The organism is Shewanella sp. DAU305 (genome assembly GCF_026802235.1).
GTDB classification, from domain to species: Bacteria; Pseudomonadota; Gammaproteobacteria; order Enterobacterales; family Shewanellaceae; genus Shewanella; species Shewanella baltica.
The window spans coordinates 1540753-1560432 of record NZ_CP113808.1 but is presented as its reverse complement, the minus strand read 5'-3'; the positions used below and the strand labels follow the sequence as shown (position 1 = coordinate 1560432).

14 protein-coding genes, 1 pseudogene and 1 riboswitch are annotated in these 19680 nt (G+C 46.9%); of the genes and pseudogenes, 3 read left to right on the top strand and 12 right to left on the bottom strand.

Translation table 11 applies throughout. The features are described from left to right. Nucleotides 1-17: 17 nt before the first annotated feature. The 9 genes from OX890_RS06725 to OX890_RS06685 form a co-directional block, all read right to left on the bottom strand. A complete protein-coding gene (locus tag OX890_RS06725) occupies nucleotides 18-1052 on the bottom strand; it encodes a DUF2235 domain-containing protein (RefSeq protein ID WP_268650313.1) in 1035 nt (344 codons plus the stop codon). Between the two features lie 124 nt (nucleotides 1053-1176). Then, nucleotides 1177-1800 carry a cob(I)yrinic acid a,c-diamide adenosyltransferase gene (gene cobO, locus OX890_RS06720; protein ID WP_006082831.1) on the bottom strand — a complete coding sequence of 208 codons (624 nt, stop codon included), beginning with the start codon at nucleotides 1798-1800 and terminating at the stop codon, nucleotides 1177-1179. A 93-nt stretch (nucleotides 1801-1893) separates the two neighbouring features. Next, a complete protein-coding gene (locus OX890_RS06715) occupies nucleotides 1894-3537 on the bottom strand; it encodes a cobyric acid synthase (RefSeq protein WP_268650312.1) in 1644 nt (547 codons plus the stop codon). A gap of 74 nt (nucleotides 3538-3611) precedes the next feature. After that, nucleotides 3612-4232, bottom strand: coding sequence for a bifunctional adenosylcobinamide kinase/adenosylcobinamide-phosphate guanylyltransferase (gene cobU, locus OX890_RS06710; protein ID WP_268650311.1), 621 nt, complete (start codon nucleotides 4230-4232; stop codon nucleotides 3612-3614). Next, on the bottom strand, nucleotides 4229-5017 hold the full coding sequence (locus OX890_RS06705) for an adenosylcobinamide-GDP ribazoletransferase (RefSeq protein WP_006082834.1): 789 nt from the start codon (nucleotides 5015-5017) through the stop codon (nucleotides 4229-4231). The genes cobU and OX890_RS06705 overlap by 4 nt, the downstream gene beginning before the upstream one ends. Nucleotides 5018-5123: 106 nt before the next feature. After that, a complete protein-coding gene (gene cobT / locus OX890_RS06700; protein ID WP_268650310.1) occupies nucleotides 5124-6206 on the bottom strand; it encodes a nicotinate-nucleotide--dimethylbenzimidazole phosphoribosyltransferase in 1083 nt (360 codons plus the stop codon). Between the two features lie 165 nt (nucleotides 6207-6371). After that, on the bottom strand, nucleotides 6372-7529 hold the full coding sequence (locus tag OX890_RS06695; RefSeq protein ID WP_268650599.1) for a FecCD family ABC transporter permease: 1158 nt from the start codon (nucleotides 7527-7529) through the stop codon (nucleotides 6372-6374). Next, nucleotides 7498-8391, bottom strand: a complete 894-nt coding sequence (locus OX890_RS06690) for an ABC transporter ATP-binding protein (RefSeq protein ID WP_268650308.1) — start codon at nucleotides 8389-8391, stop codon at nucleotides 7498-7500. The genes OX890_RS06695 and OX890_RS06690 overlap by 32 nt, the downstream gene beginning before the upstream one ends. A 100-nt stretch (nucleotides 8392-8491) precedes the next feature. Beyond that, a riboswitch (cobalamin riboswitch) is annotated at nucleotides 8492-8656 on the bottom strand. 204 nt (nucleotides 8657-8860) lie between these two features. Continuing rightward, nucleotides 8861-9592: a histidine phosphatase family protein gene (locus OX890_RS06685; protein WP_268650307.1), complete on the bottom strand. Its 732-nt coding sequence runs from the start codon at nucleotides 9590-9592 to the stop codon at nucleotides 8861-8863. A 454-nt stretch (nucleotides 9593-10046) separates the two neighbouring features. On the opposite strand from OX890_RS06685, the gene metH reads away from it, so the two are divergent. From metH to OX890_RS21205, 3 genes and pseudogenes are all read left to right on the top strand, one after another. After that, a complete protein-coding gene (gene metH / locus OX890_RS06680) occupies nucleotides 10047-13781 on the top strand; it encodes a methionine synthase (protein WP_268650306.1) in 3735 nt (1244 codons plus the stop codon). A gap of 1256 nt (nucleotides 13782-15037) precedes the next feature. Beyond that, nucleotides 15038-15814: pseudogene (locus OX890_RS21210) on the top strand (PAS domain-containing protein); the annotation flags it as partial. 111 nt (nucleotides 15815-15925) lie between these two features. Then, nucleotides 15926-16360: a methyl-accepting chemotaxis protein gene (locus tag OX890_RS21205; protein ID WP_371824898.1), complete on the top strand. Its 435-nt coding sequence runs from the start codon at nucleotides 15926-15928 to the stop codon at nucleotides 16358-16360. 726 nt (nucleotides 16361-17086) lie between these two features. Here OX890_RS21205 and OX890_RS06670 read toward each other — a convergent pair. The 3 genes from OX890_RS06670 to OX890_RS06660 are packed head-to-tail and all read right to left on the bottom strand — an operon-like array spanning nucleotide 17087 to nucleotide 19015. After that, a complete protein-coding gene (locus tag OX890_RS06670) occupies nucleotides 17087-17608 on the bottom strand; it encodes a hypothetical protein (RefSeq protein WP_268650303.1) in 522 nt (173 codons plus the stop codon). Continuing rightward, nucleotides 17605-18285, bottom strand: a complete 681-nt coding sequence (locus OX890_RS06665) for a hypothetical protein (RefSeq protein WP_268650302.1) — start codon at nucleotides 18283-18285, stop codon at nucleotides 17605-17607. Before OX890_RS06665 ends, OX890_RS06670 begins: the two co-directional genes overlap by 4 nt. A 7-nt stretch (nucleotides 18286-18292) precedes the next feature. Then, a complete protein-coding gene (locus OX890_RS06660) occupies nucleotides 18293-19015 on the bottom strand; it encodes a hypothetical protein (protein ID WP_268650301.1) in 723 nt (240 codons plus the stop codon). Between the last annotated feature and the right edge of the window lie 665 nt (nucleotides 19016-19680).

Here is a 19680-nt window from a genome sequence, read left to right as displayed (position 1 = left end):
CCTTAATTTTTAAAGAATTAAACTAGCTGCTCTGGCCAGCCATAGTGTTCGATATAGGTTTGTAAATTTTTGGGGCGATACTTAGGATCTTGATCCCAGCGAGCCTTCACCGAATGATGCAAAAGCACTGGGACTAATGCAGGATCGAGTGGCCGTAAATATTCCTGTTTTATCCGATAAAAGCTGCGCCTCGAATCATGCAAGGTGGCTAACGGACTCGGATGGACACTCGCGGCTAAGTGTGGCTCTAAGCTTAAATCAAATTTCTGCGCCTCGGATATCATCCACAGCAGCGCATTATCCGACAGTAATGCACCGTCTTTATCGGGTTTATAACTGCCGCCAATATTGCTATGGGCACCCGCAAACCACACCTGTTGCATATCCATATTGTCGCGCAGTTGCCAGATGGTGGGCTCAAAGTCACTGCGGTGTTCGTCTATGGCTAAGGCATGGCGGGCAACGCGCACATTGCGGCCGATTTTAGTGTCGTAAAACTCATCTCTATCTTCGAACAAACCTAAAAACGAGATAGGGATCCCCATGGCGCCAACGGTATCCCACACGCCAACAAACTTGATGTCCCGCGATTCATGGCTGTATCTAGCTCTAAATTCGAGGGATTTTTCGCCGTCAGGGGCAAAGGGCGCACTGCTTTTTTTATAGTGGTCGAAGGCTTGCTGAATCAATGCCGCATCGGGGCGTTTGAGTATGCCGCAGTTATTAATTAAGCCACACAGGCAACGCACAGTGTAAGCACCGCGACTAAAACCAAAGAGGTAAATCTCATCGCCGGGAGAATAGTTTTGCACTATGTAGCGATACCCATCCATGATGTTTTTATGCAAACCGCGCCCTGTTGCGCCGCCCATGGCTTCATCGTAATAGGAACCGACACCCCAATCGTAAAACACTTGCTGGGGTTTGCCGTCACTGGCCAATGGGCTGATGGCCCGCGCGAGGCGCAGCACATTGGTTGGGAAATCGACCTTAAGATCTTTCTCGGGCCGATTCCAAGTCCCATCGGCACAAATCACGATACGCTTATTCATAGGATCATCCTTGAGAACACTTTGAACACTGAACGGTTAGTGACTAATGGCTAGTAGTGGCTAAAGGCCTAGCTGCCAGCCAATAACAGATAGTCGCTTATACGCCGACTTTTACCAAGTTCGATTAGTAATCAAAACCTTGCTGTGCCTTGATACCCGCTTCGAATGCGTGTTTCAACGGTTGCACTTCGCTGACCGTATCAGCTAATTCGATAATCGCCCGATGACAAGCACGGCCTGTGATAATAACATGCTGCATCGGTGGACGATTTTTGAGTGCATTGAGCACGCGTTCCACATCCAGATAGTGATAGCTCACCATGTAGGTCAGCTCATCCAGCATCAAGCAGTCAATCGACTCATCTTGCAGCAGCTTTTCAGCGGCTTCCCAAGCGAGTACAGCGGCGGCGGTATCCTTTTCTTTATCTTGGGTTTCCCAGGTAAAACCTGTGCCCATCACATGAAACTCAACCCCTGCACCTTCGAGTAAATTGCGCTCACCGCACTCCCAAGTGCCTTTGATAAATTGCACTACCGCGGCTTTTTTACCGTGACCGACGGCGCGGGCGACCGTGCCAAAACCTGAGGTCGACTTGCCTTTACCGTTACCAGTTAATACCAGCAAAATACCCTTTTCTTCTTGGGCGGCGGCAATTTTAGCATCCACACCGGCTTTCACTTTTTGTTGGCGAGCCTTGTGGCGTTCGGCCTTGATTTGCGCTTGTTCATTGTCGTTCTGTGCTGTCATGGTCTTCTCTTCACTCTGCTGCTAAAAATGTCTGCTTGTATAAATGGTTCAATTTGTAAATGCCGCTCTCTTAATATCCGTTCTTTGCCGAATTCAACGCCGAACTGCAGCATCCAAAATAGTCTGTAATTTTTGCATGTCTAGATGCTCGGCTAGCACATCGGCTAAACGCTCGAGTTGCTGCTCACGTATTTGATTGATATCTATGGTCTTAGCATCGTTTAATCCCGCCCAGCGCAAAATCAACTGACAGGCATCAGGGCTATCAAACAGCCCGTGTAAATAAGTACCTAAGATTTGCCCATCATCACTTTGCAGGCCATCGGCAAAACTCATCGCAGGCACAGCTAAGCTTGTCGATTCAGGGATTAACTGCAAGGGCGCATTCGTTTGTTCAAGCCTAGGGATAAGATAACGTGATTCGCCGCAGTGGATTTCATAGCCCTGCACTGCAACCTTTTGCCCAAGTAACGTTAGCTCACCGCTCACCCGCCGTAACTGTTTATCGGCTTTCAGTTCTGTGCTCAATGGTAAGTAGCCTAGTCCTTCGGTATCGCCCGCACTGTCTTCAATCCCTAAGGGATCGGCAATACTTTGGCCTAACATTTGGTAACCACCGCAAATACCGAGCACTTTGCCGCCGTAACGCAGGTGTGTGGCAATATCTTTATCCCAACCTTGCTGGCGTAAAAAGGCCAAATCGGCGCGCACATTCTTACTGCCGGGCAAGATCAATAAATCGGCAGCGGGTAAATGAGTGGCGTGACTCGCGGCTTGGGTTTGCAATGACACATAGTCAAAATCGATATCGGGATGCAACCGCAGCGGATCAAAATCCGTATGATTACTGATCCTTGGGTACACTAATACCCGCACTTTTAAGCGGCTGTTCACGCCTTTGGTCGGCGAGCTTATCAGCGCATCTTCGGCATCGAGATGCAAATCATGCAGATAAGGTAACACGCCTAAAACAGGCTTGTTCGTATAAGCTTCAAGCCAATCGAGGCCAGATTGCAACAGGCTAATATCACCACGGAAACGATTGATCACAAAGCCCTTTACCCGCGCCTGTTCAGACTCAGATAATAGCGCCAGCGTCCCGACCAAATGGGCAAATACGCCGCCCTTATCGATATCGGCAATGATGATCACGGGGCAATCTACGGCTTCGGCAAATCCCATGTTGGCAATATCGCCCTCGCGCAGATTGATCTCCGCTGGACTGCCCGCGCCTTCCACCACTATGGTTTGATACTGGGCACTTAATCGCTCGAAGGATTCCAGCACAGCGCCGAGCGCCATTGCCTTGTAATCCTTAGATTTAGGCCCAAAAAATGCAGAGGCTTCCAGCGTCGTCAGGGCTTTGCCATGAACGATAATTTGCGCGCCCGTGTCCGAGCTAGGTTTAAGCAGTATGGGATTAAAATCGGTATGGGGCTCAAGATAACAGGCCGCGGCTTGCAACGCCTGTGCGCGGCCAATCTCGCCGCCATCAATAGTTACAGCGCTATTGAGCGCCATATTTTGCGGTTTAAAAGGCGCAACCTTAATCCCCTGACGAGTGAGCAAACGACAAATCCCCGCCACTAAGGTGCTCTTGCCCGCATCCGATGTTGTGCCCTGCACCATCAAGACTTTTGCGCGCCGAAGCGAATTAGCAGCAGGATTCATAACAACGGTATTAGCGGTATCGAGTGCATTGGCACAGCCTGTGTTGTCTGTGTTTGAAGAAGGCATAAGGTTAAAAACTTATTTTAGTTTGCAGGGATAAAGATAAAAGCTCAGTCTCAACATCACTTAACTGATTTAGATTACAGTGGTTTGAGTGCCAAGGGTAAACCCGCGACCACTAAGGTGACATTGTCAGCTAAGGCGGCAACGGCTTGGTTTAACCAGCCCGCTTCATCAACAAATTGTCGGCTCAATTCACCTAAGGGCACGATACCAGAACCGACTTCGTTACTGATCAACACCACCACACCTTCGAGCTCAGCAAGGGAATCCACAAAAGCGGTTTTCTCTGCCTGCCAATTCTCCAAAGCTTCATCGTTAGAGATTGAACTGGCAGACGGTATAAAGTCTGTCGCATTCCACTCTGTCGGCGCCGGCTCATCATCAACCTTGGCGTTGGATGCGAGTAATTGATTGGTTAACCAAAGGGTTAAACAGTCCACTAAAATCACTCGCCCAGGTTTTGCTAAGCGTTTTAACAGTGCCGTAAGGGCGAGCGATTCTTCAAACAATTGCCATTCGATACCATCGTCCGTTCGTCCCGCTTGATGCTTGGCGATACGGCTCGCCATTTCATCATCCAGCGCCTGCGCCGTGGCCACATAGCAGGCATCGAAGCCGAGCGCAGTGTACTGGCGCACTAAGGCTTCACCGTAGCGACTCTTACCGCTACGGGCGCCGCCTAGGACGAGGTGGATCACAGTATGTTACCTACAACGAGCAATACAAAATAACACACGATTTCAGCTATTTGCTGCGCCGCGCCTAAGGTATCACCCGTGTAACCGCCAATCTGGCGTCTAAAAATAACTATGATCAAACGGCGCAGTCCTATCATCACCAATAGCAATGACAATGCCGCTAACCCCTTGAGGAATAACAACACTAATACGCCACTGGCGATCAGGATAAGCAACTCATTAATGCCTTGATGTTGCGATAGCGGCTTAGACTTACTGGTCTCGTCATCGCGGACATATTTTTCACTAAAGATGATACTGGCTGATACCACGCGGCTGACTGTGTGCGCGACGATAAGCGCCGAGCCCGCGACCACAGGATCGTACAGCGCCAACTCGACTAACAACTGCCATTTCAGCAGCAGGGCCAACATCAACGCCAGTGCGCCATAACTGCCAAGGCGCGAGTCCTTCATGATCCGTAGCTTGTCTTCCGCCGTCCAACCACCGCCAAAACCGTCGAAGGTATCGGCTAGGCCATCCTCGTGAAATCCGCCCGTGAGCAAGACGCCAACCAACATAGCTAACAGCACAGAGACGCCGGCGGGGAGCCAGTTCTGCGTCAGCCAAAATACAATGGCACTTAACAGGCCGACCAAAAGACCGACGAGACCGAAATAACGGCTGGCCTTATTCAACTTATCGCTATCGACTTCGACCCATTTAGGCATAGGAATGCGGGTAAAATAGCCCATGGCAACTAAAAACAAATCTATCTCTTTGTGCCAGCTTTCGCGTTCTGACATAAAGCATCCTTAGTGAATTAACACTTGCTGCAAGGTTTAAGATTAAAACGGTTGGCTAAAAAGTTATTATTTTAAATAAGTAAAATAAGCGACTTAGCAGAGCACATCATACAACAGCCTCAATCCCCGCATCACTAAAACTCGCCATTTGATTGTAAAAATTTACTGAGGCTTGAATAAGCGGCAACGCCAAAGCTGCGCCCGTACCTTCACCTAATCTCAGCCCGAGTGATAATAAAGGTTTCGCCTGCAAAAATTCTAACATCCGCTGATGGCCTTGCTCGTCTGACTGGTGGGCGAAAATCAAATAATCGCGCACATTAGGGGCGATTTGCACCGCGACTAATGCTGCCGCCGTGGCGATAAAACCGTCCACAACCACCAGCATTTTGCGCTCGGCAGCAGCTAACATCGCGCCCGTCATCTGCACAATTTCAAAGCCACCAAGGCAAGCTAGCACTGATTTGGGCCCAGTTAAGGCACTTTGATGCAGCAATAACGCCAGCTCAATCAGCATCAGTTTACGTTCTAAGGTTTCGCTATTAATGCCCGTGCCACGGCCGACACAATCAATCACATCGAGCTGCATGATCGCCGCCATAATGGCCGCCGCCGCTGAGGTATTGCCTATGCCCATTTCGCCAAAGGCGACTAAGTTACAACCTGCTTGATGGTGACGTTCAATTAAATCGCGCGCCATCGCAAAGCCTTTATCGACGGTTTCCAGCGCCATCGCGGGCTCTAAATGAATCGCCCCTGTGCCCGCGCCAAGACGTTGATCGATAATGCCTTCAACCCCTTCGACTGGCGTTAAAATGCCGCAATCGATCACTTCGAGCCTAAAGCCCACCTGCCGACAAAAAACGTTAATCGCCGCGCCGCCATGGGCAAAGTTTTGCACCATTTGGCGCGTCACTTCGCTAGGGGCAATCGACACGCCTTCTGCGGCAATACCATGATCACCCGCAAACACTAACATGGTTGGATGAACGATTTTCAGCACAGTATTTTGTGGCTGATCCGTTTGTTGTGAATCAGTCGCTTGCACGCGGGCAATCTGTAAGGCTAAGGATTCGAGCTGACCTAAGGCGCCGGGCGGCTTAGTCTTAAGATCAATTTTTTGCTGGATCAGCGGATCCTGCGCTTTACTCACAGGGCTGATTTGAAAAGACACGGCTGACTGAGACATCCACACTCCACTTATTATCTTAAATAACCACAACGCATCCTGCGTCTATGACTAACATGTCCAATTTTGCATTTCCAATCGCGGGGCAGATATCAACAAAAATGCTGATTATCTCGCCAGTCTGCGCTTGCTAGATGACTCTAGGATTACGTTCTGACTAGGTGTTTACGCCATGACTCTGCGTTTACGCAAAATCAGCAAAAAGAACATGCTACCTATGGCCGCCGTGATAATCCCCACGGGCAACTCTTGATTGCCTAACAAACAGCGCGCCAGCACATCAATCCACACCATAAATAATCCGCCCACCAGCGCCGTTAAAATAATCGGCTGACGACCGGGAAACAGCATGCGCACTGTGTGGGGGATCATTAATCCGACAAAGCCAATACCGCCGCAGGTGGCGACCAAAATCGCGGTAATCAAGGAGCAGAGCAGCAACATATTGAGTCGCAACTTAGGCACATTCACCCCTAAGGTATGCGCCGTTTCATCCCCCGCTTGCAACGCCATGATCTGCCGTTTCATGCCTAAAATAATGAACAAACTCGCGCCAATCACCAGTGTCGGCAGCACTAATAAGGACCAACTGGCCTTGGCAAAACTGCCTAAACTCCAAAACAAAACAGAAGCCGTCGCCTGCGGACTGGCGAAATACAGCAGCAGACTCGTTAGCGCGCCGAACATAAAGGAGGTCGCCACGCCTGAGAGCAACATGCGCTCCACTTGGCTATTGAGCCCAAGGCCAGACAAGGCCAGCACTATCAGTACCGACAAACTGGCGCCAATAAAAGCGCCGAAGGGCAAGCTAAACCAAAGCAAACCCGACAAGGCGCCCGAGCCACTAAAAATCCCCGAGTTCGCCGCCATACCCGTATTCTCAAAAAATCCAGACCCCGTAAATAACGTCAACATCACCACAGCGCCAAAGGACGCGCCTGAGCTAATGCCAAACAGATAAGGGTCGGCCAATGGATTGCGGGTCACGGTTTGCAGCACGCTGCCCGCCAAAGACAAGCCCGCACCCGCCACAAAGGCCAGTAAAATACGCGGCAGTCTGAGCTCCATCACGATGCGCTCCGTCATGCCATTGGCTTGAGTGAGGTTGGCCATTTTATTGATAAACACTTGGATAACATCCATAAAACTGATGTTCGCCGCGCCAAAACTCGTGGCGGCAATGGGGGTTATCAAAGTGATTATGCCTAATGCGACCAGCATCAGTTGTTGTCTCGTCAAAGGTGTCACGATACGCCCCAAATGTAAGATGAAATGCTGTTTACTCCCTGAATCATCCGCCCTCGCCTCGCTCAGCCAAAGCATTAGCCATGTTGTGCGTCGAATCATGGTAGCCATAAAAGTAGCTGATTAAGGGCTTTTTATGTTGTGGATGGGTCGACACCTGAGCGCACACGCCGAACACATCACCAATTCGCGCCTCGGTTAATACCTCAGTTGGCGTGCCCATAGCGCTGACTTCACCGTTATGGATCAACAATAAACTGTCGCACAGGGCGCTGGCTAAATTGAGATCGTGAATAGAGGCAATCACGCTGATGCCAAGGCTACGCACTAATTCGAGGATTTGGATTTGATAACGCACATCGAGGTGATTGGTTGGCTCGTCGAGGATCAACAGTTGCGGCTGCTGCACTATGGCGCGGGCGATCAAGGCACGCTGCTTTTCACCGCCGGATAAGTGCTCGTACTGTTGATGCATTTTATGACTGAGGCCGACTTTCTCTAAGGCTTTGGTAATGCGCTCGCCATCACAGCTCGAATTGGTATCGAACATGCCCTTATGCGGTGTTAAGCCCATGCTGACCAATTGCTCTGTGGTTAAATCAAAATAGTGCGGCGTGTCTTGCTGCACTACAGCGACGCGGCAGGCAAACGCCTTGGGCGACAAACGCTCAATATCTTGATCAAACAGGGTAATTTTGCCCTGAGTCGGGCGAACAAACCGATACAAACAGCGTAGCAAGCTAGACTTACCCGCACCGTTAGGCCCAATCAAACCCAACATCTGCCCCGTTGGCAGCGCAAAGTTAATATTGGAAAGAATGGTTTTGCCATCGATACACCAGCTTAACTGGCTGACATCGAGCGCGACCGTCTGGCTCGCTGACGGGCGAGTGTCGCTGTCATTCAAAGCATGGCTCGTTTGGATGGCAGAGAGTTTCACCAAAGTGGTGCTCCTAGCGAGTCCAAACCTGAATTAAAAAAGGTTGTGCACATTGTCATCGGCTCCCTCGAGTCACCCGCTCGAGAACTAAGGCTGCACGCAGCGATAACAGAAATAGGCAGGTCTCCTGACTCGTCACTTTTCTATTGAAAACAATATAAAAAGTCACTCACAGTTGCGGGCACAGTTCGGGCTGACTGACAAGCAGCTCCCCGATTCCCTATTATGTTGAGATTGATTTCAAGCCTTTGCAGCGTGTCTCGGCCATAACTGCCACAGAACACACTCGCACGACTCAAAACTCCCAACACCTATTTCTGTGACGTCATCCGGTACACTGCCACCAGCCTTGCAAGGCCGCGTGCGTCAGGGGACGTCAGGAAAAAGCATTATCCTATATTTACCTTAATAGGCAATCGACAATCACGCTGGTAAGACAAGAAAAATCTTCACCTTAGGGCAACGCGGATCACTCGCAGCGCCCGCTCGGCCAATCTAAACGCCAGTAACAAACGCCGTGCTCATCCTGCAGCACATTAATGCTCACCACGGCCGCCACGGGTAAATCGAGTTGACTGTAAAAGCCCACCGCCCGTTCAACCCCAAGGGCGCGCGCCATTAAATGACGGATCACTCCGCCGTGGGTCACCACCCATACTTTGGCAGCCAGTTCGCCCGCAGCCACGCTCACTCCCAGACTCGCTCCCACAGCCTGCTCGGCGTTATGTGAGTCGACGGTCAATCGTTCAAACTCGGCGGCGAGTATCTGGTCAATGGCGCCATTCACCCGCGACTCGAAGCTTGCCATAGTCTCACCATTGGGCGGCGGTGTTTGCCAAGGGTTCTGCCAATAGGCCGCTAAGCATTCGCCCTCTTGCTGATACAGCTCATCGAGCCGACGACCGTCCCAATCACCAAAATCAATTTCCTGTAAACCCGATAAAAACTGCGCCTGCAATGGCCTTGACTCAGATATCAATGCCGCCGTCGAATGCAATTCGGCGGCAAAGGCTTGGGCAAATTCGCCGCAGCGGCGTGAAGTCGAACTATAAATCGCGCTGCAGGTACTTGCCTGCGCCTCAACCGCTGCCGACATTTGCTGCCAGCCCTTTTCACTCAAAGGCACATCCACACGGCCGCGTAAAATTGCGCCGCCTTCACACTCGCCGTGGCGTAACAATAACAATCGAACTTGTTTCATCGTATTCCTATGTCTATCACTCGTGGCACATTTTGTTGAAAGCCCACATTAGACCCGTCGTCCTATATACTCAATTACGCCCTAGCCCAACAACTAGCTCTACAACTAGTCCTACAAAAAGAGCCGTTAAACTGGGTGAAAAGTGCTGATAGGACTCAATTGTCGTCAGTCAATTTTGACCTTGCCCTGACAATCATAAGTCGCGTATTATGGACGTCTATACGTTTAAATGTCCAAAACCAATCTCTAACAATGAATAACTAAAACGAGTAGTCAACATGTCGACCGAGCAGAATGGAATGCACTTAGCCTAACTAAGTTAGCTAATTTAGATCACTCACTAGGGTCGATAACGAGAGCCGATATCTGGACTGCACAACACGCTTTACCCTGCACTTAGCATAACAAGGGTCGATGCTTGGACTTAACTTAGCTGTATTTAAGGTAATTATTTATGACGATACCCTCTACCAAAGCCGGCCAGATATTGGCAGACATTCGTAAACAGCTTGCTGAGCGCATTCTAATCTTAGACGGTGCTATGGGCACTATGATCCAAGACCACAAGCTCGAAGAAGAGGATTATCGCGGCGAACGCTTTAAAGATTGGCACACTGACGTCAAAGGCAACAACGATTTATTGGTGTTGTCGCAACCCCACATCATCAAACAAATTCACACCGACTACTTAAACGCCGGTGCCGACATCATTGAAACCAACACCTTTAATGCTACGACTATTGCCATGGCCGACTACGACATGCAGTCGCTGTCCGCCGAAATTAACTTAGCCGGCGCCCGACTCGCCCGTCAAGCCTGTGATGAAGTCTTTGCTGCCACAGGCATTCCACGCTACGTCGCCGGTGTGTTAGGCCCCACTAACCGTACTTGTTCGATTAGTCCAGATGTGAACGACCCAGGATATCGCAACGTCAGCTTCGATGAGTTAGTGACTGCTTACAAAGAATCCACTAAGGCGCTGATTGAAGGCGGCGCGGATATCATTATGGTCGAGACCATATTCGATACCTTAAACGCCAAGGCTGCACTGTTTGCGATTGAATCGGTATTTGATGACTTATTTGGCCAGCATTCGAGTGACCGCTTACCTATCATGATCTCGGGCACCATTACCGATGCCTCTGGCCGCACCCTTACCGGTCAAACCACCGAAGCTTTTTATAATTCCCTGCGCCATATCAAGCCATTATCTATCGGCCTTAACTGTGCGCTCGGACCAAAAGAGCTGCGCCCGTACGTCGAAGAATTATCCCGCATCAGTGAGTGTTATGTGTCGGCGCATCCGAACGCGGGCCTGCCGAACGAGTTTGGCGGCTATGATGAAACTCCAGAGGACATGGCGAATGTGATCGAAGATTGGGCGCGCGAAGGCATGCTCAATATTATCGGTGGTTGCTGTGGTAGTACGCCTGAACATATCCGCGTTATTCGCGAAGCGGTCGACAGACATAACCCGCGCGTTTTACCCGATATCCCCGTCGCCTGCCGCTTAGCCGGTTTGGAACCACTGACTATCGATGCCCAATCCCTGTTCGTTAACGTGGGGGAGCGCACCAACGTCACAGGTTCGGCCAAGTTTTTAAAGCTGATCAAAGACGGTAAGTTTGAGCAAGCGCTCGATGTGGCCCGCGAGCAAGTCGAAAGCGGCGCGCAGATCATCGACATCAACATGGACGAAGGCATGCTCGATGGCGCCGAGATCATGCACAAGTTTTTAAACTTGATCGCCTCTGAGCCCGACATCAGCCGCGTACCGATTATGATCGATTCCTCTAAGTGGGAAGTCATCGAAGCTGGCCTAAAATGTATTCAAGGCAAAGGCATAGTTAACTCGATTTCCCTCAAAGAAGGCGAAGCCAAGTTTATCGAGCAAGCAACACTGGTGAAACGCTACGGCGCGGCGGCCATTATCATGGCGTTCGACGAACAAGGTCAGGCCGATACCAAGGCGCGTAAAATCGAAATCTGTACCCGCGCTTATAGGGTGCTGGTTGATAAGGTCGGCTTTCCGCCAGAAGACATCATCTTCGACCCGAACATTTTCGCCATCGCCACAGGTATCGATGAACACGACAACTATGCAGTCGATTTTATTGATGCCATCAAAGCGATTAAAGCCACCCTGCCCCACGCGATGATTTCGGGCGGTGTGTCGAACGTGTCGTTCTCGTTCCGCGGTAACAATCCAGTACGCGAAGCGATTCACGCGGTATTCCTGTACCACGCCATCAAAGTCGGCATGGACATGGGTATTGTCAACGCGGGTCAGTTAGCCATTTACGACGATATCGACCCTGAGCTTAAAGTACGGGTCGAAAACGTGGTGCTTAACTTGCCCTGCCCAGTCGAAGGCTCGAGCAATACCGAGCAGTTACTTGAAATCGCAGAGAAATTCCGCGGTGATGGCGCACAGGTCGGCAAAAAAGAAGATTTAGAATGGCGCAGCTGGCCAGTGAGTCAACGCTTATCCCATGCGCTCGTCAAAGGCATTACCGAATTTATCGATGAAGACACCGAAGCCGCGCGCCAAGAAGCGAAACGTCCGCTGGATGTGATTGAAGGCGCCTTGATGGACGGCATGAACGTGGTCGGCGACTTGTTCGGCTCGGGCAAAATGTTCCTGCCGCAGGTGGTGAAATCGGCGCGGGTGATGAAAAAAGCCGTGGCTTACTTAAACCCCTATATCGAGCTAGAAAAGGTCGAAGGCCAATCTAACGGCAAGATTTTGATGGTGACAGTAAAAGGTGACGTGCACGATATCGGCAAGAATATCGTCGGCGTGGTGCTCGCCTGTAACGGTTTCGAGGTATTCGATTTAGGTGTGATGGTGTCGGTGGAGCGAATTCTCGACGCCGTGAAAGAACACAATATCGATATCATCGGCATGTCGGGGCTCATCACGCCGAGTCTGGACGAGATGGTGCATAACGTGAAAACCTTCCACCGCGAAGGCTTAACCATTCCGGCGATTATCGGCGGTGCCACTTGCTCTAAAATCCACACAGCGGTGAAGATTGCGCCCCATTATCCCCATGGCGCCATTTATATCGCCGATGCGTCCCGCGCCGTGCCTATGGTGAGCAAGCTCATCAACAACGAGACACGCCAAGCGACCATAGACGAAACCTATGCTGAATACGACGACATGCGCACTAAGCGTTTATCCCAAGCCAAGCGCAAAGAGATAGTGTCACTCGAAGCGGCCCGTGAAAACCGCTGCCAACACGATTGGGCCAACTACACCCCGTTTACGCCAAACGTGCTCGGTCGCCAAGTATTTGATAATTATCCATTAGAAGACTTAGTCGAGCGTATCGACTGGACACCGTTTTTCCGCTCGTGGGAATTGCACGGCCACTACCCTGAAATCCTCACCGATAAAGTGGTCGGCGAAGAAGCGCAGAAGCTATTCGCCGATGGTCAGGCCATGCTCAAACAAATCATCGAAGAAAAGTGGCTCACGGCGAAAGCGGTTATCGGCTTATTCCCTGCCAATACCGTCAATTACGACGACATTGAGCTCTACACAGATGAGTCGCGCACCACAGTCGAAATGACCACACATCACCTACGGATGCAGCTTGAACGTGTCGGTAACGACAACTTCTGTCTATCTGACTTTGTTGCGCCAAAAGACTCAGGCGTCGCCGATTACATGGGCGGCTTTGCGGTGACTACAGGCCACGGCATAGATGAACATGTGGCGCGTTTTGAAGCCAACCACGACGACTACAACGCCATCATGCTCAAATGCTTAGCCGACCGTTTAGCCGAAGCCTTTGCTGAGCGGATGCACGAACGGGTACGTAAAGAGTTTTGGGGTTATGCGGCCGACGAGCAGTTAAGCAACGAAGCCTTAATCCGCGAGAAATACAAAGGCATACGCCCCGCACCCGGTTACCCAGCATGCCCAGATCACACAGAAAAAGGCTTGTTATGGGACTTGCTCAAGCCCGATGAGACTATCGACTTGAACATCACCGAAAGCTACGCCATGTTCCCCACAGCGGCAGTATCGGGCTGGTATTTCGCCCACCCGAAATCGCGCTACTTTGGCGTGAGTAACATAGGCCGCGATCAAGTGGAAGATTACGCGAAGCGCAAAGGGATGACTGTAGCTGAGACGGAGAAGTGGCTGGCGCCAGTGTTAGATTATGATCCCGAGTAATCATGTTTACTCAGTAATTTGCCCAAACTGAATTTAGGCAACTTTATAAATGGGCAAAGTTAAGGGGCGAGTTATCGCCCCTAATTTTTTACTTTAGAAAGTTAAAATCAAGGTCGTGGGGCTTCACCCCACACCCGACCAAGGAGGACTGCTCGTCCTATCCTCCTTGGATTCTCCCTTGCCGAACAACGTCCTTGTCTAACTGCCAGTTCGCCATCCCTGGCTCTCGTTCGAAACGCTGCTACGCAGCACTCACCCTAGCGAAGTGACATGCATTAGTTACCTGTCTCATACTCCAATAAAAATCGCCTAACGGCTCAGATGGCACATCCATGTGCCCCCGAGTCTGCGCCATCATCCATGATGTCGCCACGGCCCCACTCTAACAACTAAGAGCTATCTGCGTATTTCGACAACTTCGCAGGGGATCGGTGAACTTCTGTCGCATTAGAGTTAACTTTTCGCATTGAAAGAGTTATGCATGTCCTATCTTTTCTCTCTTTTATCTTTTCTCCAGTTCGGCTGTTCCTGCCTCTGCTCATAAGCACGAACATCATCGATTTTCATTCGCCCTTCAGCAACTTCGCAGGGGATCGGTGAACGTCTGTGGCATTAGAGTTAACTATTCGTATTGAAAGAGTGATGCCAGTTCCACACTTCTTATTGTCCTCAACTTACCAAGTTATATTGTTGACTCAAGATGACTATTGATACTTCTATAAACTAAAGACAAGTGGATCAACTCAACCAAAGCGAAATGGATTATTCCGATAATGGAATATGGCCGCTACCCATTAACGACTAGTGAAGTGGATGAAGAACTCTAGATATCGAAATGTAGACCACACAAAGTGATTTTCTGAATAATTACGGTATATTCATAAGTCATACTAAGACCCGAAATAATAACTAACCCACAATAAACCGTGATATACACACCCGACACCAATCACACTTAAATCCTAAATAAATAAACCAATAAATTCAACATCATGAATAATCCAACATCCTTCCTGCTTGAGAAAAAATATCCAAACACAGTATTCAAAAAAACCAACCAGTAAGTCTAAATGATGACTCCACAACAACGTTATAGTGATATAGCCTTAGTTCAACGCTAAAGACGATATATAAAGCTATCGGCATAACAATTTGATCTAATTAGCAGACTGCATCATATAAGTAGAAAAAAATTTATCGACTATACTCAGTTTCTCATCATAAAAATGACGTTTTAAGACTTCTTGGAAATCAATATGATCATATTTAACAAAAAATTAAAGGCTGAACATGAACAATTGAAAGAAGAGTTATTTTCAATGCGGCAAGTTAGGGAAAGCCTTGATAGTGAGATGTTAGTATTAGCGCTAGATGCTGATGGAAAAATTATAGCAATCAACGCTAATTTTACTGACGACATGTTATTTCAAAAAAACTCACCTATCGGCAAACACTTAACGGAAATGGTGCCAGCGCAAGCTCGAAACACAAGTCATTATAAAGCAATGTGCAATGCCATAAAGCAATGCGAACATTGGGTAGGTGCACTACAAATTGTTAAGGGCGATGGTGAGGAAGCTTGGTTACGAGCCATTTTACAGCCCGTCAAAAACAGTAATGGCAAGTTAAAACACTTTTCTATTTATGCAAACGATCTAACCCGTACTATTGAAAGCTCGAAAAAACATGAAGATTTAAACCAAGCATTACAGCGCTCTACCGCTGTTATTGAGTTTAACTTAGACGGTACAGTCATTACTGCTAACGATAACTTTTTAAATGCGATGGGATACACTAAGAATCAAATTGTTGGTAAACACCATAGAATTTTTTGCGAACCAGAAGAATATAACTCAATAGAATACAAGCATTTTTGGGATCAGCTATGCAAGGGACAATTTGTCGCGAATCGCTTTAAACGTGTGGATAGCTATGGCCGTATCGTTTGGTTAGAAGCCTCTTATAATCCTATTTTTGATAGCTACAACGAACTCTACAAAGTCGTAAAATTTGCCACTGTTATCACAGATCAAGTCAACAGAGAACTGGCCGTATCCGAAGCGGCTGACATAGCCTATAGCACATCCCAACAAACCGATGCTTTTGCAAAAAAAGGGAGCTTAGTGCTACAAGAAACAGTTGTGATGATGAATAAATTAGCGACGCAAATGAATGATGCAGCCAAAGGCATTGAAGCATTAGATAAGCAATCTCAAATGATTGGTGAGCTAGTAAAAAGTATCAGTGGCATCGCCGATCAAACCAATCTTCTTGCCTTAAATGCAGCAATTGAAGCCGCTCGCGCAGGAGAACAAGGACGCGGTTTTGCAGTCGTTGCAGATGAAGTCAGGCAACTTGCCTCACGTACCAGTAAAGCGACAGAGGAAATTGTAGAGGTAGTATCAAAAAATAAAATGTTAACCGAAAGTGCAGTCAATATGATTGAGCAAGGTAAGCAACAAGCGCAACAGGGGTTAACACTCTCAACCCAATCGGGTGAGGTTATGTCAGAGATTCAAGATGGTGCACAAAAAGTGGTTAATGCAGTTGGCCAATTCACCAACCAGCTAACTGTCTAATTTTAAAATCCTTATGCCCTATAAAAATACATTTTTGGTGTTACATAAACGTGGTTGAACAGATTATCCATACACAAAAGCCAGTTTGGCATCCCTGCCTCTCGCTCATGGGGGCAATCACCATCGACGCTAATGCAGTTTTAGAAGCTGATTCAAACTTCGTTTGATTTTTTAAATCAAAATCAAAGTCGTGGAATTCCATTCCACACCAGGGCAAGAAGGGGATCAACAGCAATCCCCAAGTATATCCATATACAACAGCCAATTTGGCATCCCTGCCTCTCGCTCATAAGCGCAATCACAAAAGGTGATTATTCGCCTTGCATCTCCCCTTGCTGCAAAACGGTAGTGGTCCCGAGTAATCGCGCTTACGCGGTATAAGATCGGTCTTGCGACCGAAAGGTCGTGGGGCTTCACCCCACACCCGACCAAGGAGGACTGCTCGTCCTATCCTCCTTGGATTCTCCAAGACGCCCCTAGCGAAGTTACATGCATTGAATACTGGCTTCGTGCTTATTCGAAAATAGCTAACGCTTCCGATGGGGCGTCCCTTCCCCCCGAAAGCTACGCAGACTTCCTGTCTGCGTCACGCTATTTTCTTCAACGCCCTTCAGCAACTTCGCAGGGGATCGGTGAACTTCTGTGGCATTTAGAGTTAACTTTTCGTATTGGTTATACCTGTCCCATCTATTTTACTTACGCTGTAATCTTTATACACTTTCTTAATTACTGTTCAAGACGATCACGCCATCTTTGCTTAAGCTTTTCCGGATCTATTAAATTATTACTAATTGATTCCTTTACTATTCTTATTACTTCATTTTCATTGAATCGGCGTATCATGGGGTTTTTAGGTTTTATATTTTCAAGATACATAAGGTTGGCAAAAGCATCAACCTTCAATAAGTCAATTTTAACTAAATCATAGTGTAAATTATTGATTATATCTACCGCAGGTGTTGCACCATCACTTTGTACTAAAGATATTCCTAGTTCACCCTCAATTTTATCTCGTTCAATTATTATTACATCAGTCCTTGTCGGAGTATCTGAACTACTAAATAAAGCTGCTAGAACACCATACATATCCTCCCAGTCTGTTGATTCAACCGCCCATACAGATAAAGTATTTGAAGATGTTCTTAAGCATGACGTTACAGCATCAGCCTGTAAATTTTTATAATCCCCAGTGTCATGTGGAATTAAAGACCATTTAGCTTTACTAAATTTCCTTATTATATATTTCACGATAACTTCCTCAACTCGTCTATAACATCTAAACGATATTGATCCAACCAATCAATTCCAGTGTCACCAACATTCTCTAGAGTTGAACAATACTTTGGGTTTCTCATTTTTTCAAAAAGTGCAATTCCAGCCTCTTTTATTTCCAAATCCTTATGTGAAACAGCAGCCACGCCACACAAGCAAAAAGCATCAGTATCAATATCTCTCGCAAGATTCAATAAACAATTTAAAAAATGCAAAGCTTCTATTGTTGTCCGAGATGAATAACAATAAGTCCATATCTTAGGAAGTAATAAATAAAAATCAGCCTCTGAAACTTCATTCTTTAAACTCATCAGTTCTATATCGGCAAATGAGTTAAAGCCTTGCTCAAATGGATAATTACGTAAAGAATGATAGATTTTCTTTGCTGCAAAATCTAGATTATCTTCTTTAGATAATGACTTTTGAATATCAAAATTCAAATTAACTAGAGGAATGTAATCATTATTCTTCAACTTTGTATTGAAATTTAATAATGGTGGTGATTTAAATTCGGTTGGAAAGCAATCACTATCCAAACTAAAATAACTTAAATGATTTTCTTGAAAACCTTTTGGCGGAGGTGAATTAACAGTTCGTTCTGTGTAAGAAAATTTATAATTACTCTCAGCATTCTCATCCTTGACAGTACTCATGGCAGCCTCAGAATTTACTTAGGATAGATTTAAGATTTGATATCGTTGATTGAACTAGGGAATCAAAACAAACTTTAATATTATCAATGCTAAATCTATGGCTACTAATTTCATCAAGAGTATTGAAATCTGTCTGAATTAAAAAACAACTCGTTCTAGTTGCTATTCCAGTTTTGATTTCATTTTTCTCATAAATCCCATCATTGATCATTATGCTAAAATTTATAGGCTCATTAATTTCATCTAGAGTTTTTCTATGCGTATATCGTAATTTAAGTTCGATATGATCGGTAGAATCTGAAAGTGAAGAACATACACGATCTACAAAAATTGACTTTTGCGCCTCCGTAACTATTTGAATACCAGTTGTTACTAACGCAAATCTCTTGAATGTCCGTTCTTTATAGAAAGTAGATCCCAGCTTTTCCAGACAATCGATAACGTCCTTATTAAACCGATTCATTAACTCTTCAAACGACGTGGCACTGTCCGACCTAATATCTTGAGAAATCAGAAGCTTATCTGTATTGAAAACTATTGAAAATCCTGAGATTTGATTTGTAAGTGACATTATCTTAGTTTGAGCCTGTGTTGCTAAATTAGTTTCTTGAATAAATTGAGGCAATAGCTCTATCCAAGAAAACTGTTCCATCAATAATGGAATATCAGAATGACCAAGACTCACATTTTGTTCAAGGAATGCTACAAATTCTAACTTAATGAGTTCCATATTAATCCTTTAATTTATACAAATAATAAATAATAATACACTACTAACGGTTATAAAATTATAATTCTAGACGAGAAAAATATGGAGTTTAATGATTCAGCATATTCCATAGTCATCTAATTCCACACCATACTCTCTATCAATAAAACTATTTTTATACGTACATCCGTCATCATTATAATCTAACAAAAAAATTTTCACAGTAGGTATCGACAGGCTTTCATAACACCCCTTACAAACATATGGATAATTGCACTAACCTCACCTAAACCCAATAAAATACCTAGGAAACTGTTCAGTAACAACTCCAAAATCCCCCCAATTGGCATTGTTGCACTAGTGACCTTCTAAAACATGTTTTAGTAGAGCCTACAGGGAGCCTCTTTTTTAAATCAAATGCCACGGCGAGTCACTGGTGTAACAGTGCGAAAGCCTGCGGCAGGCAATTAGCTGCACTGATAATTGACAGAGATATCAATGCCCATTAGCTACCCAGACAAATCAGCACTATCAAAACGTTTCAACTTTGTCGTTCGACAAAGCTTCCCCATTGCTACCGCACTTCGCCAACACCTGTCAGCCAAGCCATCAATCAAAACAAGGTTGCACCAACTCAAAACGTTCACTGCTGAACATTGAGCACAATGCCAATAAGCACTGTGGCA

Excerpts from the sequence above, each read along its gene's own strand:
- OX890_RS06725 (WP_268650313.1), bottom strand. The coding sequence starts at position 1,052 with ATGAATAAGCGTATCGTGATTTGTGCCGATGGGACTTGGAATCGGCCC.
- cobO (WP_006082831.1), bottom strand. The coding sequence starts at position 1,800 with ATGACAGCACAGAACGACAATGAACAAGCGCAAATCAAGGCCGAACGC.
- OX890_RS06715 (WP_268650312.1), bottom strand. The coding sequence starts at position 3,537 with ATGCCTTCTTCAAACACAGACAACACAGGCTGTGCCAATGCACTCGAT.
- OX890_RS06705 (WP_006082834.1), bottom strand. The coding sequence starts at position 5,017 with ATGTCAGAACGCGAAAGCTGGCACAAAGAGATAGATTTGTTTTTAGTT.
- cobT (WP_268650310.1), bottom strand. The coding sequence starts at position 6,206 with ATGTCTCAGTCAGCCGTGTCTTTTCAAATCAGCCCTGTGAGTAAAGCG.
- OX890_RS06695 (WP_268650599.1), bottom strand. The coding sequence starts at position 7,529 with ATGCTTTGGCTGAGCGAGGCGAGGGCGGATGATTCAGGGAGTAAACAG.
- OX890_RS06685 (WP_268650307.1), bottom strand. The coding sequence starts at position 9,592 with ATGAAACAAGTTCGATTGTTATTGTTACGCCACGGCGAGTGTGAAGGC.
- metH (WP_268650306.1), top strand. The coding sequence starts at position 10,047 with ATGACGATACCCTCTACCAAAGCCGGCCAGATATTGGCAGACATTCGT.
- OX890_RS21205 (WP_371824898.1), top strand. The coding sequence starts at position 15,926 with ATGATGAATAAATTAGCGACGCAAATGAATGATGCAGCCAAAGGCATT.
- OX890_RS06665 (WP_268650302.1), bottom strand. The coding sequence starts at position 18,285 with ATGAGTACTGTCAAGGATGAGAATGCTGAGAGTAATTATAAATTTTCT.
- OX890_RS06660 (WP_268650301.1), bottom strand. The coding sequence starts at position 19,015 with ATGGAACTCATTAAGTTAGAATTTGTAGCATTCCTTGAACAAAATGTG.